This window comes from Bacteroides faecichinchillae JCM 17102, from assembly GCF_000614145.1.
Taxonomy (GTDB): Bacteria; Bacteroidota; Bacteroidia; order Bacteroidales; family Bacteroidaceae; genus Bacteroides; species Bacteroides faecichinchillae.
In genome coordinates, this window is record NZ_BAKK01000007.1 from 126084 (window position 1) to 143468 (window position 17385).

The following is a 17385-nucleotide window of genomic DNA, read 5'->3' on the forward strand; positions in this document are numbered from 1 at the left end:
ATGATGAAATACATTTTTAGTGTTTTAATAGCTTTACTGTCATGGCCTGTGGTTGCTCAGCAATCACAGGCTAAAGCTGTTTTAGACAAAACTGCCGAAGCTTTTCGGAAAGCAGGTGGAATACAGGCAGAGTTTAGTGTGAAATATTATAATAACGGGCAGTTTGCAGGAACTTCCAGTGGGGTAATTTGTTTGAAAGGAGAGAGGTTTCAACTGAAAACTCCTGAAGCGGCTACATGGTTTGATGGGAAAACACAGTGGAGTTATCTGGAAAATAGTGAAGAAGTGAACATCACTACTCCTACTCAAGAGGAATTGCAATCTATCAATCCATATACATTATTATATATGTATCAGAAGGGGTTTTCATATAAGCTGGGTTCTATTAAGAGCTTCGGAGGAAAATCGATAACGGAAGTGACTCTGACGGCAACTAGCAAGAAACAGGATTGGGAGTCTGTTACTCTTTATGTTACTTCGGGTACGTATCAGCCTGTTTTCATAATGCTTCAACAGCGTGGTGCAAAAAATCGAAGTGAAATCACGATTACCAGCTATAAGACAGGATTGAACTATCCTGATACTGAATTTGTTTTCGATCGGAAACAATATCCGAATGCAGAAATTATAGATTTAAGATAAAAGAGATCAGAAGATGGAAACAGAAAAAGTAAAATGCCTGATTATCGGGTCAGGACCTGCCGGATATACGGCAGCTATTTATGCAGGTCGTGCCAATTTGTGCCCTGTACTTTATGAAGGATTGCAACCCGGCGGTCAGCTGACTACAACAACGGATGTAGAGAACTTCCCGGGATATCCCGAAGGAATCAGTGGTCCGCAGTTGATGGAGGATTTGCGTAGCCAAGCTTCCCGCTTTGGAACGGATGTCCGCTTTGGAATAGCTACAGCAGCTGATTTAAGTAAAGCCCCATATAAAATAACGATTGACGGAGAAAAAGTAATTGAAACGGAAAGTTTGATTATTTCTACCGGAGCTACAGCTAAGTATCTGGGGCTGGATGACGAAAAGAAATATGCTGGTATGGGTGTAAGTGCTTGTGCTACTTGCGACGGCTTTTTCTATCGTAAGAAAGTTGTAGCTGTAGTTGGTGGTGGTGATACTGCTTGTGAAGAAGCTATTTATTTGGCTGGTCTGGCATCAAAAGTATACGTGATTGTCCGTAAGCCTTATTTGCGTGCATCAAAGATCATGCAGGAACGTGTGATGAAGCATGAGAAAATTGAAGTGCTTTACGAACATAACGCTGTGGGATTGTTTGGTGATAACGGAGTGGAAGGTGTGAATCTGGTGAAACGTTGGGGAGAACCTGATGAAGAACGTTATAGTTTGCCTATTGATGGTTTCTTCTTGGCTATCGGTCATAAACCGAACTCAGATATATTTAAGGATTACATTGATACGGATGAAGTAGGATATATTATTACTGAAGGTAATAGTCCTCGTACAAAAGTTCCAGGAGTATTTGCTGCCGGAGATGTGGCCGATCCGCATTATCGTCAGGCTATTACAGCCGCAGGAAGTGGTTGTAAGGCTGCAATTGAGGCTGAACGTTACCTTTCGGAAAAAGGAATTATTTGACGTTTACTCAAAAAGAATTGATCACGCAGGGACGAGAATCTAATTCTACTTCTTAGTGTTATAAAAAGCCTGTTTTATTGTCACTTGTCACTTTTTGAAGCTAATAAACTAATAATCAGAAGGATAAAAGTGACAATAGCAAGGTGATAATAGAGTGACAATAGGTTTTAAAGCAAAGTCTATTGTCACTTTTTATTCTAATGTGTTGATGTATTTGTCTGATTATCAATGTAAAATAACTATTTCCTTTTTTTTCTCTTTTTTTCCTGATATCCTTCTTTTGGGGCAATAAATCACTTTTTTATAGTAATGAGTAACTGGAAAGTCTCTTTTGCTCTCTCATTATTTCTTTGTTTTTATTGTAATCTATTATTTAACTAGTTTGGTATTATAGTTTCCATTGCCTCAAACCTTTAGTTTCAATAGCCTGAAACTTTGGGTTTCAAGGCATGAAACTAAAGGTTTCACACTGATAAACTAAAGGTTTCACCCAATGAAACTAGAAAAGTATTGTACGAATTGGAAGAAAGTTACCTACTACAATGTAATGTGATACCTGCTGTATCTATATCAGCTCCCATGGGCGGATTTCTTTTGGAAAGACTGATTTCAATCTCTTCAACGGGAGGAAATGCAATAAAAAGTTTAGATACTATTCGCTTGCACACATGTTCTAAAAGTTTAGCCGGAATAGACATTTCATTCTTAATGACTTCATGTATTTCAGCATAATTGACGGTGTCCATTACCTCGTCCGTTGCGGTGGCAAGACTAATATCTACTTTTAGTTTTATATTGATGATATATTCATTACCGATAAGATTCTCCTGTGGTGCTACACCGTGATAAGCATAGCAACGAATGTTTTCTAAGAAAATGTAACTGCTATTTATTCTCATATCTTTTTATTTCTGTCGAAGTAAAGGTAAAGCTTTATTTCTTTTTATAGAACATTTTCACTATTTTTGTTCGCTAAAATATAATTTTATGGGACTGAAAGACTTTATAAAATCGGATTTGAATAATCTGTTATATCGTGAATATCGATTGAATCGGAAAGTGAAAAGACATTTATCTCCTTACTACAACGAACAAGAGCCCGTTGGAAAGAATGAGAAGAAAATAATTATTTTTATGGCGGACGGGCGAAAAAAACATGGTGGATTGGCAGATCGTCTTCGTGGTATGATCTCAACCTTTAAATATTGTCAGGAGCATAAATTGGAGTTTCGTATTCATTTCACATCTCCTTTTGAATTAGAAGATTTGCTTGTTCCCAATCAATATGATTGGCGGATTCGTAATGATGAGATTTCTTATAATTCGTCCTTCTCACTCCCTGTATATATTGATTCCAGTCATTATCCGGAAGCCGATAGGATATTCCAGCGTAAAATGGCAGAGAAAATGCTGAGTAAAAATTATAAGCAAATTCATGTGTATACTAATATGTATTTTGCTGATGATGAATTCGGACCTTTGTTTAATCAATTGTTTAAACCGACACCTGCTTTACAGGCGTGGATTGATGAGAATTTATTAAAATTGGGGGACAATTATATTTCTTTAAGTTTCCGTTTCCAGAATTTGTTTGGTGATTTTCCTGATGGAAGTACAGTTTATTCGCCAGAAGAACAAAAGGAACTACTTGATAAATGCATAGCAAAGATACAATCTTTGCATGAAGCACATCCTGAAGCGAATAAAGTTTTGATAACTGCCGATAGTGAATGTTTCCTGAAACAAATATCGAAATTGGATTTTGTATATGTACTGCCCGGTAAAGTGGGACATATGGATCATCGTTCGGAACAAGATATTAACGTACACATGAAAACATTTCTTGATTTCTTTGTACTCTCACATTCCCGAAAGATCTATTTACTAGTTACTGGGAAAATGTACAAGAGTGGTTTTGCTAAAAGAGCTGCAAAATTACAGGGAGTTCCTTTTACAGAAGTCGATTTTTAGCAAATCTTTTTGTGCTACCAATTGCGGAATTACTTTTAAAAGAAGGGGTGTCAGCAAAAGGCAGATAGCCAGTGTCAGTAATAATAGTACGATGGCTTGTAACCAACTATTATGAATATAGTGGTCTAATAGAGGACTGACAAAGTGCAAGATAGGAGCATGGATACTGAGGGTGATAATTGAATATCGTCCTAAGTATGAAACAATAGCTAGCTTTTTTATTTTTTTGCATAATAGCATAATTGTGAATATTCCGGCAAATGCGGCAATGTACACTTGGAAAATATTTCCTGGGTAATTGTTTGTGCGCATTCCTAATGGGGTAGCAGTTAAATACATCACAACTAACGCTAAAGATATAAAGGCAGGGATAATCTTATCGAACCGATGATGGGGAAAAAGAAAAAAGTTGTATCGGCGAATCCAGAATCCTGCAACATAGAAGGGGAGTGCTGTCATGGCAACATCTAAATATACAGGAAGTACGATTTGTTGTTTTCCTAGGTAGAATCCGGTACTTCCTATCAACAGAGTCACTATAAACATTGTAAATAAATGTTTGTCGCGTAGAAAATGTACAAAATAAAATAGTATATTACAATTGAATAAAGCTATCAAAAACCAGAGTGGGGGATTGAATCTGATTAGATCATGTCCTTCAAAAACAATTAGTAATTCTTTCCACGACACTGGAAGATGGAAAACTCCGGGAGCTATTTTCCATACAATATATTTAAGCAAAAACGAACTGATATAGAAAAAGAGAAAAGGAATAATCAGTTTGTTTATTTTTCTAATAACAAAGCCAAACAATCCTTCGTAGGACTTAAAAAATATTCCTGAAATAAAAAAGTAAAGAGGCATACGGAAGCATGACAACATGGAATCATAGTCGAGCTGGTCGAAAGCTCCTCCAATATGTGACATAACTACTAGAATAATACAAATTCCTTTCGTTAAATCTACAAAATCAATACGTTCGTGTTTGTTGTCCTCCATTAAGCTTCTTTTTGTTTTGTTTTCGGTGCAAAGATACTTGATTAATTAAGAATAAATAGGAATCGGAAGAAAATAAATGGGCAGAATTGTCTGTATTAATTTGTGTTTAGTGACTATGTTTGAACTTTTTTCTCGTTCTGAAGATCAATGAAATGACGCAGTGTAGATAAAAGATTGTGTCAAGTTGAAAAACAACCGAATATAGAATTATATAAAGTGCAAATTTTGTAAAATAACATGGACCTTAGGACACATGAATCATACAAAATCTGCACTTGAAAAGGAATTCTAAAACTAATCTAGAAGTATTTTCTATGAGCTTTTTATAATGAACTCTTTGTTTTTTCTACTTCTTAGGATTTCTTCCGGTGTATTTTATCAGTTCGCATATTTTTTTATTAAGTTCATCGGCTTTCATCAATTGCTCCAAAGTTAGATGCATTCGATAACGCCAATAATTTCGTGGGTTGGAGGGTACATTAATCCGTTCTTCTTCTACATTGGGATTTCTCCATTTTCCATCAATAGATAGCCAATCCTGTAGGGATAAAATGCAAAGAATAGAACTGCTATTCAGATGGTTACGAACCACTTCTTCGCATATCCCGGGAGGTGCAACAGTGGGAGCTGTGCCGTAATGTCCAAGCATTAAGTTGTAATAACGTTGTGTTTGTTGATAATCTTCTTCCCACCACCCACGTAAAGTAGACATATCATGTGTTGAAATAGTGCAAACCGAGCGATATGGATATTCGTTCAGGTGATCGAATTCATACATTGGATTCTTCGGCATTCGCTGGATTTCAAGACTAAGAATACGGAGATTATTCATGACTGAAGCAACACAGGAGGGAATCATTCCAAGATCTTCTCCACAAACCAACATACGAGTAGATTGTGTAAGTTGAGGTAACTTTTTCATGGCTTGTTGTTGCCAGAATTCATTATGACGATGGTAGTAATATTGGTTATAAAGTATGTTGAAGGCATTTCTTTCTTCTTCATTCAGTGAACGAAAAATAAAATCACGTTGTACGCTGATTCGTGGGTGGTATTTGTCTTCTTCTTTATTATCCGGAACAAACAAGACATCACTAATTAATGTGTAAAGTCCTTCGCGTATCCATATGCTGTCTTCATCATTTTTTTCCATGAAGAAAGTCTCGACTTCCCTTTGTGTCCGAAATCCCGGTCTCATACAATAGATATCCGGAGTATCTGTAGGTTGGATGAAAGTTTGCTTTACATATTCAGTATGTGGACCAAATAACTGCCCGAGGAATGATTCGTGGATATAAGGTGTCAGATATTCTTTACGAAAAGGGAGCCCGTAACTTTCAATTTCTTCTTTACTCATAGGAAGGGAAGGAGCAAATTGACCTAATAATCCATGTACAGCATGCATGGGAATTTCCCAAATGCGGAAGAAGCCGAGGATATGGTCAATACGATATGCATCAAAATACTCTGCCATCTTCTGGAATCGTTTCATCCACCAGCGATAGCCATCTTTTTCCATGACATCCCAATTGTATGTTGGAAATCCCCAATTCTGTCCGTTTATAGAGAAGTCGTCAGGAGGTGCTCCTGCCTGTCCGCTAAGATTAAAATAATGAGGTTCTGTCCATGCTTCAACGCTGTTACGGCTAATGCCGATTGGAATATCGCCTTTTAATACAATTCCATGTTTACGGGCATATTGTGTTGCTGACTGTAATTGCAGATGAAGGTGGTATTGAATGTAATAATAGAGAGCAATATGTGGGTAATCAGTCGATCCGGGTTGGCATATCTTCTCTATTTCTTGCTGATTATAAACCGTATATTGGGGCCATTCACGGAAATTTGGAGTCTTGTAAATATCTCGTAGATAACTGAATACAGCGTAAGGCTGTAACCATTCTTTGTTGGCATTGAAGAACCTTTTAAAATCGTTGGATGCGAGAACTTTTTCTCCTTCCTGTTGGAAAATCAGGTGGAAAAAATCCCATTTTATTTGATTGACAGCTTCATAATCAATAGCCGGTAAGTTGTTCAACTCCTTTTGGCGTTTGCTGAATTGGGACATCGCTGCTTTATCCTTTAGTGCTCCCATTTGCGTAATGTCTATATACATCGGGTGGAAAGCATAAATGGAAATACTATTGTAAGGATAAGAATCTGTCCATTTATGAGTCATAGTCGTATCATTGATCGGTAGAATCTGTATTACCTTCTGGTTTGTACTGACAGCCCAGTCAATCATATCTTTTAAATCACCAAAATCTCCAACACCAAAACTCTTTTCTGATTTCAAAGAAAAGATAGGGATGGCTATACCTGCCCCCTTCCATATCGGAGTGTCGAAATAGACGTATCGGTCGGAAATGACCAATGTTTCATTGATTTTTAATTCAGGATCGGCAAGATAGCGGTTGGGATTGTTTTCCCAACAATCGGCTTTCTTTTCTTTCTTATTATAAAGGATAAATTTGTATTCCAGAGGAAACTTTAGTTTGCTTGCATCTAACTCTATTTGCCATTCGGGAAAGTTTGCATCGCTCATAAGAACAGCTTGCTCTGGGTTCCAATTTCCTAATGCTTTTTGGTTACCACAAATGGCTAGGCAATAATCATTGTTTATGCGAGGAGCATAGGCTTTAATCATCAATCCCTTTTTATAGCTGATGGGAGTTTCTGCTTTCTCAGGATGTGTTAATAATACTTCTGTAAAAGCTGAACTATAAAAATAGAGCTGTTCGGGAATGTTTTTCCAACAATCATTTACTATGTATTTCTTTTTAGTTACACCCGATAAATGTAGCTGCCGGGGGAAACTATTCCACTCTTTACGGGTCACTACTCCATTCTGCTCTATTTGGTAACTATAATTGATAGCTATACCTTCCTTGGGGACATCGAGTTCGATGTTCGCTGTCCAATATATGCCGTCCGTTGTATGCATGGGGATAGATTCATGAAACAGGTCCGCTATCCTTACTTCTTCCCCCAATTGGTGCGGTATTCGATGTTAAACGATAGATTCATAAATTAGATTTTGATTAGATTTCTTTATGAAAGTGCAAGTATAAGATTTTCTTTTTGAATAAAAAATTAAAGGAGCCCCGAAGGACTCCTTTAACCTTTTGTTTATATATTAATTAACATACATCAGTGGATCATCCACATCTGGAAGCACCGCAAGTGGTACAAATCAGACAACCTTCTTGATAAACCAATGTTTCATTGCCACAATTCGGACATTTTTTGCCTTTGGCTTCTGTTCCATCTTGAATGTATTTTTTCAGTGCTCGTTCAACACCATTTTTCCATGTGTTGATACTTTCACTATTCAACTGTAATGAACCGACTAACTTAATCACTTGTTCAATTGGCATTCGATAACGAAGTACACCTGAAATCAATTTTGCATAGTTCCAATATTCTTTGTTGAACTTCTCTGACAGTCCTTCAATAGTTGTTTTGTAGCCACGCTTGTTCTCAAATTGGAAATCATAACGTTTGTTTCCGTCTTCATCCACATTTTTAATGATACGTCCCGAGGTTACGCTCTTCGGTAGTAAGATGCCTTCGTCATCATCTTGTAAACCAGTGAAAATCTCATACGGATGACCATCTAATAATCCGACAAATGCTACCCACTTTTCTTTATTGTTTTGGAAACGTACTACATCTGCTTCCAATATTCTTGGACGTACTTCTACTACTGTAGGAGGTTTACAAGGAGGAAGCTCTTTTTTCTGGTCTTTATCTGATTTCGTAGAGATTAATACTCCTGATCGGGAACCGTCACGATAAACAGTACATCCCTTGCAACCGGACTTCCAAGCTTCTACATACAACCGATTGACTAAATCTTCGTCTACGTCATTTGGAAGATTGATAGTTACACTAATAGAGTGATCCACCCATTTTTGTATTCTTCCTTGCATCTTCACTTTCATCAACCAGTCTACATCATTTGAAGTAGCTTTGTAATATGGAGACTTAGCTACAAGTTCATCAATTTCTTCTTGAGTATAGCGTTTGGAAGGATCATATCCGTTAGCTTCCATCCATGTAACAAACTTGTGATGGAATACAATATATTCTTCAAATGCATCGCCTGTTTCATCAACGAAATCAACGCGTACGTTTGTATCATTAGGATTTACTTTTCTTCTACGTTTGTAAACAGGTAGAAAGACCGGTTCAATGCCCGAAGTAGTCTGTGTCATGAGACTGGTAGTACCTGTAGGAGCGATCGTCAAGCATGCAATGTTTCGACGTCCATACTTTTTCATATTCTCATACAATTCCGGATCTGCTTCAGCCAGTCGCAGGATGAACGGATTGTTTTTTTCACGTTCGCTATCATAAACTTCAAAAGCACCACGTTCTTTCGCCATTTCGACTGATGAACGGTAAGCACCGAGAGCAACAGTCTTATGTACTTTTTCGGAGAATTCTGTAGCTTCTTCCGTTCCGTATCGCAGTCCTAAAGCAGCAAGCATATCACCTTCTGCTGTGATACCTACCCAGTACGGCGTCCCTGGGCACTCTTTTCATAGATCTTTTTCCATAATATAAGCTCGGCACGTTTTACTTCTTCTGTTTCCGGATCAGTTTCTATTTTGTGCATGATACGTTCAATCTTCTCCAATTCGAGATCAATAATATCATCCATGATACGTTGAGCCAAAGCAACGTGCTTCTTGAAAAGTTCGAAATCGAAATAAGCGTCCGACTTAAACGGGTTCACTACATAAGAATATAGGTTGATAGCCAGCAAACGACAAGAATCGTAAGGGCATAATGGAATTTCACCGCATGGATTAGTAGATACAGTTTTGTATCCTAAATCTGCATAGCAATCTGGCACTGATTCACGGATGATCGTATCCCAAAATAGCACACCCGGTTCTGCCGATTTCCAAGCATTATGCACAATTTTTTTCCATAAAGTAGAAGCGTCTATCTCTTTGGTTGAAGTGGGATTGACTGCATCAATCGGATATTGTTGCGTATAAGTTTTCCCTTCAACAGCAGCCTGCATGAAAGCGTCATCCAGTTTTACAGAAACATTGGCTCCTGTTACTTTGCCTTCAGTCATTTTCGCATCAATAAATGCCTCTGAATCCGGATGCTTAATGGATACACTTAACATTAATGCTCCACGACGTCCATCCTGAGCTACTTCACGTGTAGAATTGGAATAACGTTCCATAAAAGGAACGAGGCCGGTAGAAGTTAGTGCTGAGTTTTTAACGGGAGAACCTTTCGGGCGGATGTGTGACAAGTCATGTCCCACACCTCCACGTCTTTTCATCAGTTGAACCTGCTCCTCGTCAATTTTGATAATTGCACCGTAAGAGTCGGCGGAACCATCTACGCCGATTACAAAACAATTAGATAACGAAGCTACTTGATAGTCGTTACCGATACCTGTCATCGGACTACCTTGAGGAACGATGTACTTGAAATGATCCAGTAAATCATAAAGTTCTTGTGCACTTAAAGCATTTGAGTACTTCGCTTCGATTCGTGCTACTTCATTGGCAATTCTCCAATGCATATCTTCCGGAGATTTCTCATAAATATTTCCGAAAGAATCTTTGACTGCGTATTTATTCACCCATACCCTTGCAGCCAACTCGTCACCTTGAAAATATCGTAAAGATTCTTCGAAGGCTTCGTCATAAGAATAAATTTGTTTTTCCACGATGCAATGTGTCTTAGATTTCATTATTTAATAAGTAATGTGTAGAAGTATACTTATCATTAACAAATGCGCTGCAAAGCTAAGAATGTTTTTTTATCTATCAAAATAAAAATGAAATATTTTATTAACAGGTTGCAGGTTTTCTATTTGTTTTAGTTAAGTATTTGATTAACAATGAATTTGTGCTTTTGTTTAATGGGTGAAGTTCTCCAAAAAGAAAATTATTCTTTTTCATAAGTGTAATGAAATGATTTTTTCTTTTTATATCTTTGCAAAAAAAAGATATGTTTGATACCGTAAAGAATAGAAGAACTATTCGGAAATATCTTCTTAAAGATATTACTCCTGAAATGTTAAATGATTTGCTTGAGACCTCTTTCCGCGCTTCTACGATGGGAGGGATGCAGCTTTATAGTGTAATCGTTACTCGTGACGCTGAAATGAAAGAGAAACTTTCTCCTGCTCATTTTAATCAGCCAATGGTAAAAAATGCACCGGTAGTGCTTACTTTTTGTGCTGATTTCCGGCGCTTCAGCAAGTGGTGCGAACAACGGAATGCTGTGCCGGGATATAATAATTTAATGTCTTTTATGAATGCTTCTATGGATACTTTGCTCGCAGCTCAGACTTTTTGTACATTGGCGGAGGAAGCAGGGCTAGGTATCTGTTATTTGGGAACTACTACTTATAATCCTCAAATAATTATTGATACTCTTCAGTTGCCGGAACTAGTGTTTCCCATAACTACCATAACCGTAGGCTATCCTGACGGTATCCCTGCGCAGGTGGACCGTTTGCCTTTAGATGCTTCTGTGCATCAAGAGGTGTTTCACGATTACACTCCAGAGGATATCGATCGTATCTATTCTTATAAAGAATCATTGCCGGAAAATAAGCAATTTATAGAAGAAAATAAAAAGGAGACTTTGCCACAGGTGTTTACGGATGTCCGTTATACAAAGAAGGATAATGAATTTATGTCTGAGAATCTGTTGAAAGTACTTCGTAAACAAGGCTTTATAGAATAAATATCAGCAAGGAGTATTTTAAACATCAGGCGCAAATGATATAATTGCTATATCATTTGCGCCTGAAATTTTTATATTGGTTTATCACTTATTCCTTATTTCTTTTCTTCAACAATGATTCTATTTCACCTACTTCTGCATGAAAGTTCTTATCTACTTCCAACTGCCCTTTTACAGTTTTGCAAGCGTGGAGCACTGTTGCGTGATCTTTGTTTCCGATGAACTTACCGATCTTTGAAGTAGAGAAATCTGTGTGATTCTTAGCCAGATACATAGCAATCTGACGAGCTTGAACCACTTCTCTTTTTCTGGATTTAGTGTGGATGGCTGATGGCTCTAGATCGAAGTGCTTGCACACTACCTTTAAGATATCATCAATTGTAATTGCTTTAGTCTCATTGTGAACCACACCATGCACAATGTGTTGTGCCAAGTCTAAATCTATTTCTTTGTTGAAAATAGTAGAACGTGCCATAATAGCTATGACGATACCTTCCAGATCACGGACACTTTCGTTTACATTCTCTGCAATGTAATCAATAACTTCTTCAGGGAACTGCAATCCGTCACGATGAATTTTATTCCTCAAGATGTTTTTACGAAGTTCTACAGTTGGCTTTTCAAGTTCCGCTACCATTCCCCATTTAAAACGAGTCAGCAAACGGTCCTCCATACCCTGCAATAGGATAGGGGCGCGATCGGAAGTTAATATTAACTGTTTTCCGTTCTGATGCAAGTGATTGAAGATATGAAAAAACGTATTTTGCGTTCTGGTCATTCCGGCAAATTCCTGAATATCATCAATGATCAATACATCAATTGTTTGGTAGAAGTTGATAAAGTCATTGGTAGTATTGTTTCGTACCGAGTCTGTATATTGAACCTGAAATAGATGTGCTGAAACATACAATACTCTTTTTTCGGGATATAATTCTTTAATTTTAGTTCCGATAGCGTTTGCCAAGTGAGTTTTTCCCACTCCAGATGCACCATAAAGGAATAATGGATTAAAAGCTGTACCCGCAGGTTTTTGTGCTACGGCTTCTGCTACGCTTCTGGAAAGTTTATTGCTATATCCTTCAATGAAATTCTCAAAATTATAGTTAGGGTTCAAATGTGGATCTAGTTCCTGAATAACAGGAGCTTTCAGGAAGTTAGGCGCTTTATTGGCATCAGTGATGTTTTTAGGAGTGATAGCTGTAGAACGATTGCTTGCTTCGAGATTCACAGTCTGATTTGGAATCGAAGTTTTATCTACCATGACATTATACATCAATTTAGTGCCTTCGCCAATAGCTTTATATAATGTTTTCCGTAGCAAATCCACGAACTTTTCTTCCAGTATTTCATAAAAAAACTGGCTCGGGATCTGTACGATTAATGTTTTGTCCTCATATTTTAATGGAACGATGGGGGCAAACCAAGTATTATATGTCGTTTCGGGAACATTGTCTTTTATGATATCTAAACAGCGGTTCCAAAGCACGACATGATTTGATTCAATCATAGTGACTTTAATACATTTTATTAGTTAAGCAAAACTTCTACGTTTGCAAAATTGGGAATCTTATTCGAAATAAACAAATCGATTTTTTCTTGTTTTTATTGAACAAATAATAATGTGTTTACTTTCAATGACTTATCTAACTGTTTGGAAACACTCTAAATACAATATGTGTTGTATTGTTATAAGTGATTGATTATTATGTGATTATGATCCTATTTGTATTCGTGTTATTTACTTCTCTGTGCATGTTCAAGAATATTATTTTGGTTTATCGATAGACATTTCAGGCTATTAGTCTTTTTTTATATAGTATTTCTTTATTTAGAGTAATTCTATATTAGGAGGGTTCTCTTACTTATCTTTTTTGCCGAATAATGAGAAATGGACATAGCGTTTAGGGTGTGCTTTCAGATCTTCCAATAAACTTGCAGCATTTGCAGAGGTTGCGTTTAAGTTATTGTATAAAGATGGATCATTGAAAAGTAAACCTAACGTATTGTCTTTGCTATTTAGCTTTTCTGTAAGTATTTTTACATTAGCCAATGTCTCGTCTATCTGTTTGATAGTGGCAGCATAGTTTATATCCTTCAGGTTATTGCTAATAGTGATGAAATTATCTCCAATAGTATTTAGCTTTCCTGTAAGCTGTGGAATATCCTTGCTCATTAATCCTCTCATTTGTGAGCTTACTACAGCAAGATTGGCAGTAAGGGTTTCCATTGAGTGCAGAGTTGCAGGAATACTCTTATCATTTAAAGTATTATTTAAAGAGGTAAGGATCGAATCTAATTTGGGTAGCATCTGTTCGACTTTGGGCATGAGTTTGGCTACATTTTCCATCATACCGTTGTTCAGTGTTCCAGGTATGGTATCGCCTATAGCATATTTTTCCCTGGGGGTGTTTGCTAGAAGAATATTCATACGGACACCTCCCATCAGTTCTGATACAAGTTCTGCAGAGCTTCCTTTAGGAATACGTAACTCTGTATCCAGTTCGACTTCCACAATTACGTTTCCTGGGTTGGAATAATCATAAAAAATCTCGCGTACGATGCCTACACGAACACCGTCTGCAAATACAGGACTCGACTTAGTCAATCCATTTACATTTTGAAACTTTGCATAGAAATAGCTTGAAGGCTGGAACATATGGATTCCTTTTAACCAATTGATTCCATAAACAAGCACACATAGAGCTACAATACCTGCAATACCTATTCTGACTTCTTTTGTAATGTACTTCATTTTATTTTTATTTATTTCTTCTCTTTTTATATTCGGCAATTGCCTCGTTGATATTCATTTTCTCACCATTCCGGAAAGCAATGATAAATGCATCCTTGAATTGTGGAGTGATTGTACGTCTGGTGCGCAATACTTTGTTATAATCAGTAGAAGCACCATAAGTATATTTATAAATCCCTTTTTCTTTGTAATAATCGACTCCTTTTAGGCCTTTCAACTGTTTGTCGTTTTTTGAGAGAGGCTTTGAAGAAGTCAGAATTTGTACTTTAAACGTTATCTCGCTATCATTTGTTGCACTCTCAGATACAATGGGGCGAGTTGTTGTTTTAGACTCAATAGGACGAGACTTAGTTTCGGCTAAAAGTTCCTTTGTTGAAACAACATTTTCCGAATCATTATCTGTTTGAGTGATAACAGGATCATTTTCTGTTTCTTCCTGTTCAGTTGGAATGATGGTTTTACTACTTCCAGTTAGACGTAGTTCATGTTCTCTTTTGTAATTCAAGAAAGCATTATAAATACCTTTTGCTAATGTACTCATGCCGTTTTCAGAATTCAGATAACGTTCTTCTTCCGGTGTTGAAATAAATCCTAATTCCACTAGGATGCTTGGCATTGCACTAGCTTTTAGAACAAGAAAACCAGCTTGGTGTACTCCCCGGTCTATCCGACTGCAAGTATGTCGGAATTGTTTCTGAACCAATGAGGCTAGATGTACGCTCTGTTCCATATATTTGTCTTGCATGAATTCAAAGATAATGTATGATTCTGCGGAGTTCGGATTAAAGCCAGCATAACGGGTTTGATAATCACTTTCATAAAGTATTACAGAGTTTTCCCGTTTCGCTACCTCTAAGTTGGCGTCCGATTTTGCCAAACCTAATGTCCAAGTAGAAGCACCTTTTGCAGTACGGTTATTGGCTAAGGCATTGGTGTGAATAGAGATAAAAAGATCCGCTTTGGCATTGTTAGCAATTTCTGCTCGACGATCCAATGGAATGAAAACATCCTTTGTACGTGTATAGACTAATTTTACATCGTCGCAGTTCTTCTTTATCAGATTACCTAGTTTCAGAGCGACATTCAGATTGATATTTTTCTCCTTAGATATTTTTCCTATGGCACCGGGGTCGTGTCCGCCATGTCCGGCATCAATAACTACAGTAAACCTCTGTCCCCATAGATTGCAGGTACATAGGGGAGAAATAAGTAGCCAGAGGCAAGCTAATATATATAATATGTATGATCTATTTAGTTTCATATTTTAATACGATGCAAATGTAGTAGAAATTTGCAGAAAACTTATGATTTACTATTAAGTTTTGTGTTTTTTTCGGTTTAATGGTAGCTTTTTTCCTGAAAACTCCGTTACTTTGCGCCCCGAAGATAAAATATACAGCCATGCTTAAGTTTTTGAAAAATTGGACATTACCAGTCGCAATGCTGGTTGGGACAGTTGTTTATTTCCTGTTTGCCCACGTTTCGTTTCTGGCTCCGGTAAAACCGGCTGTGTGGCTAAGTGTTTCTGTTTTAACTCCTTTCTTGATTTTTTTCCAGTTGTTGCTGACATTTTGCAAGGTTGAGCCTAAAGAATTGAAACCTGTTTTGTGGCATTGGTGGTTGCTGTTGTTTCAACTGATATCATGTTTGCTTGTAGCTGTAGTATTAGTTTATGTTCCCATGCCTGAAGTATATCGTGACGTGTTTGAGGGAGCGATGGTTTGTTTGATTTGCCCTACGGCTACAGCTGCAGCTGTGATAACTGGAAAACTAGGTGGAAATGCGGGAAGTTTAACTACTTATACATTGCTGTCTAATATTTTGGCAGCAATCATTGTTCCTTTGTTGTTTCCTATTGTTGAAATACATTCAAATGTTAGTTTTTTGACGGCCTGTTCGCGTATTCTTATTAAAGTCTTCCCATTGTTGCTTTGTCCTTTTATAACGGCTTGCTTACTTCGTTTTTTTTTGCCAAAAGTACGGACATATTTGGCTAATTTTAGTAATTTGGCTTTTTATCTATGGGGAGTTGCTTTGGCAATTGTTTCCGGTCAGACCGTTCGTTCTCTGGTTAATAGTGATGCGTCAGGGTATGTGAAACTTTTAATTGCCTTGGCTAGTTTAATAACCTGTTGTATTCAGTTTTATTATGGAAAGCGTATTGGTGGGCATTATCAGGAACGTATTAGTGGTGGACAAGCTTTAGGGCAAAAAAATACAGTGTTGGCTATTTGGATGGCTTATACATATCTTAATCCGCTATCTTCGGTTGGTCCTGGTTCTTATGTACTGTGGCAGAACATTATCAATTCTTGGCAGTTGTGGAAGAAAAGAAAGAAGGAAAATTAGAAATTCTATTTTATATATATTTGCTCCGAATTATCGGAATAATATATTTTTATTTTTGAAATTACTTCAACTAATATCGGATATTGTGAGATAATAATCTGGTGTACAGGCTTAACTTCTCGATAAATCTCGGCTTATTTGCCGAACAAGAAGATTATATTCTATTTCGATCTTCTTTTTTCATAAGAATGACGTTTAATTATGTTTTGTTATACTTTTAAGGGGCTGTACAAAAGGGAAAATCAGACAATGATGAAGACGTTTATTGTATTTTGTTTTAAAGATAAATCCGAGAGCGAATATGGAATTGGATATAAACAAATAATAATTAAGAATATGGAAATTAAAATCAGACAAGAACAAGAGAACGATTATAAAGTTGTTTATGAATTAATAGAACTTGCTTTTAGAAATATGGAAGAAAGCGATCATCGTGAACATTTTCTAGTGGAACGCTTACGTAAATCAGAAGCGTTTATACCAGAGCTTTCTTTAGTGGCAGAAAAGGATGGTGAAATTATTGGGTATATTCTGATGACTAAAGTGGAAATAGTATCAGATGTTAAAGCTATGTCTTCTTTAGCTTTGGCTCCGGTAGCTGTGTTACCTAAATATCAGGGACAAGGGGTTGGTGGTACACTAATTTGTGAAGTACATAAACGTGCTGTTGAATTAGGGTATGGGTCTGCTGTTTTATTGGGGCACAAAGATTATTATCCTAAGTTTGGATATAAAAAGGCCATCGATTTAGGCATTGAATTTCCCTTTGAGGTTTCTTACGAATATTGTATGGCGGTTGAATTGTTGCCGAATGCTCTAAAAAACGTACGGGGTATGGTTAAATATTCAAAACCATTTATTAATTAATAACGTTCATAAAAGATTATACTATATTTCTTCCATTTAAATGGTTAAAAAAAGCACATTTTCTCAGATTTTTGAAACACTATCTTTATCTTTGTTCTAGTTATAAAAACTGAAT

Annotated in this window: 11 protein-coding genes and 2 pseudogenes; 6 read left to right on the plus strand and 7 right to left on the minus strand. The window is 36.9% G+C overall.

Going from position 1 to position 17385, the window contains the following annotated elements; translation table 11 throughout:
* Entirely contained in the window at positions 1-642 is a 642-nt protein-coding gene (gene lolA1, locus JCM17102_RS05675) for an outer membrane lipoprotein periplasmic chaperone LolA1 (RefSeq protein ID WP_025074345.1), read from the plus strand.
* Between the two features lie 13 nt (positions 643-655).
* The gene (gene trxB / locus JCM17102_RS05680; RefSeq protein ID WP_025074346.1) at positions 656-1603 is read left to right on the plus strand and encodes a thioredoxin-disulfide reductase; all 948 of its coding nucleotides are present in this window, start codon (positions 656-658) and stop codon (positions 1601-1603) included.
* A 530-nt stretch (positions 1604-2133) separates the two neighbouring features.
* Here trxB and folB read toward each other — a convergent pair.
* Complete coding sequence (gene folB / locus JCM17102_RS05685; protein ID WP_025074347.1) at positions 2134-2502, minus strand: dihydroneopterin aldolase; 369 nt, start codon at positions 2500-2502, stop codon at positions 2134-2136.
* A gap of 88 nt (positions 2503-2590) precedes the next feature.
* On the opposite strand from folB, the gene JCM17102_RS05690 reads away from it, so the two are divergent.
* Entirely contained in the window at positions 2591-3574 is a 984-nt protein-coding gene (locus tag JCM17102_RS05690; protein ID WP_025074348.1) for a hypothetical protein, read from the plus strand.
* Here JCM17102_RS05690 and JCM17102_RS05695 read toward each other — a convergent pair.
* From JCM17102_RS05695 to JCM17102_RS26380, 3 genes and pseudogenes are all read right to left on the minus strand, one after another.
* The gene (locus tag JCM17102_RS05695) at positions 3539-4573 is read right to left on the minus strand and encodes an acyltransferase family protein (RefSeq protein ID WP_025074349.1); all 1035 of its coding nucleotides are present in this window, start codon (positions 4571-4573) and stop codon (positions 3539-3541) included. The two genes, JCM17102_RS05690 and JCM17102_RS05695, sit on opposite strands and share 36 nt — an antisense overlap.
* Positions 4574-4919: 346 nt before the next feature.
* Positions 4920-7600: pseudogene (locus tag JCM17102_RS26375) on the minus strand (4-alpha-glucanotransferase).
* 131 nt (positions 7601-7731) lie between these two features.
* Positions 7732-10274: pseudogene (locus tag JCM17102_RS26380) on the minus strand (adenosylcobalamin-dependent ribonucleoside-diphosphate reductase).
* A 284-nt stretch (positions 10275-10558) separates the two neighbouring features.
* Between JCM17102_RS26380 and JCM17102_RS05710 the strand changes: the two are divergent.
* Positions 10559-11302, plus strand: coding sequence for an NADPH-dependent oxidoreductase (locus JCM17102_RS05710; RefSeq protein ID WP_025074350.1), 744 nt, complete (start codon positions 10559-10561; stop codon positions 11300-11302).
* A gap of 88 nt (positions 11303-11390) precedes the next feature.
* On the opposite strand, the gene dnaA is transcribed toward JCM17102_RS05710, so the two are convergent.
* From dnaA to JCM17102_RS05725, 3 genes are all read right to left on the minus strand, one after another.
* The gene (gene dnaA / locus JCM17102_RS05715; protein WP_025074351.1) at positions 11391-12809 is read right to left on the minus strand and encodes a chromosomal replication initiator protein DnaA; all 1419 of its coding nucleotides are present in this window, start codon (positions 12807-12809) and stop codon (positions 11391-11393) included.
* 351 nt (positions 12810-13160) lie between these two features.
* Positions 13161-14054 (minus strand): MlaD family protein, encoded by an 894-nt coding sequence (locus JCM17102_RS05720; RefSeq protein WP_025074352.1) that lies wholly within the window; start codon positions 14052-14054, stop codon positions 13161-13163.
* 7 nt (positions 14055-14061) lie between these two features.
* Positions 14062-15315: an N-acetylmuramoyl-L-alanine amidase family protein gene (locus JCM17102_RS05725; protein WP_025074353.1), complete on the minus strand. Its 1254-nt coding sequence runs from the start codon at positions 15313-15315 to the stop codon at positions 14062-14064.
* A gap of 80 nt (positions 15316-15395) precedes the next feature.
* Here JCM17102_RS05725 and JCM17102_RS05735 point away from each other — a divergent pair, with 80 nt between their 5' ends.
* Together JCM17102_RS05735 and JCM17102_RS05740 are read left to right on the plus strand one after the other, a co-directional pair.
* Positions 15396-16403, plus strand: coding sequence for a transporter (locus JCM17102_RS05735; RefSeq protein ID WP_081800196.1), 1008 nt, complete (start codon positions 15396-15398; stop codon positions 16401-16403).
* Between the two features lie 336 nt (positions 16404-16739).
* The gene (locus JCM17102_RS05740; RefSeq protein ID WP_025074355.1) at positions 16740-17270 is read left to right on the plus strand and encodes a GNAT family N-acetyltransferase; all 531 of its coding nucleotides are present in this window, start codon (positions 16740-16742) and stop codon (positions 17268-17270) included.
* Positions 17271-17385: the final 115 nt, after the last annotated feature.

Bases quoted from the DNA above. Each gene is read 5' to 3' on its own strand.
- lolA1 (WP_025074345.1), top strand. From the start codon at position 1: ATGATGAAATACATTTTTAGTGTTTTAATAGCTTTACTGTCATGGCCT.
- trxB (WP_025074346.1), top strand. From the start codon at position 656: ATGGAAACAGAAAAAGTAAAATGCCTGATTATCGGGTCAGGACCTGCC.
- folB (WP_025074347.1), bottom strand. From the start codon at position 2,502: ATGAGAATAAATAGCAGTTACATTTTCTTAGAAAACATTCGTTGCTAT.
- JCM17102_RS05690 (WP_025074348.1), top strand. From the start codon at position 2,591: ATGGGACTGAAAGACTTTATAAAATCGGATTTGAATAATCTGTTATAT.
- JCM17102_RS05695 (WP_025074349.1), bottom strand. From the start codon at position 4,573: ATGGAGGACAACAAACACGAACGTATTGATTTTGTAGATTTAACGAAA.
- JCM17102_RS05710 (WP_025074350.1), top strand. From the start codon at position 10,559: ATGTTTGATACCGTAAAGAATAGAAGAACTATTCGGAAATATCTTCTT.
- dnaA (WP_025074351.1), bottom strand. From the start codon at position 12,809: ATGATTGAATCAAATCATGTCGTGCTTTGGAACCGCTGTTTAGATATC.
- JCM17102_RS05720 (WP_025074352.1), bottom strand. From the start codon at position 14,054: ATGAAGTACATTACAAAAGAAGTCAGAATAGGTATTGCAGGTATTGTA.
- JCM17102_RS05725 (WP_025074353.1), bottom strand. From the start codon at position 15,315: ATGAAACTAAATAGATCATACATATTATATATATTAGCTTGCCTCTGG.
- JCM17102_RS05735 (WP_081800196.1), top strand. From the start codon at position 15,396: ATGGTAGCTTTTTTCCTGAAAACTCCGTTACTTTGCGCCCCGAAGATA.
- JCM17102_RS05740 (WP_025074355.1), top strand. From the start codon at position 16,740: ATGGAAATTAAAATCAGACAAGAACAAGAGAACGATTATAAAGTTGTT.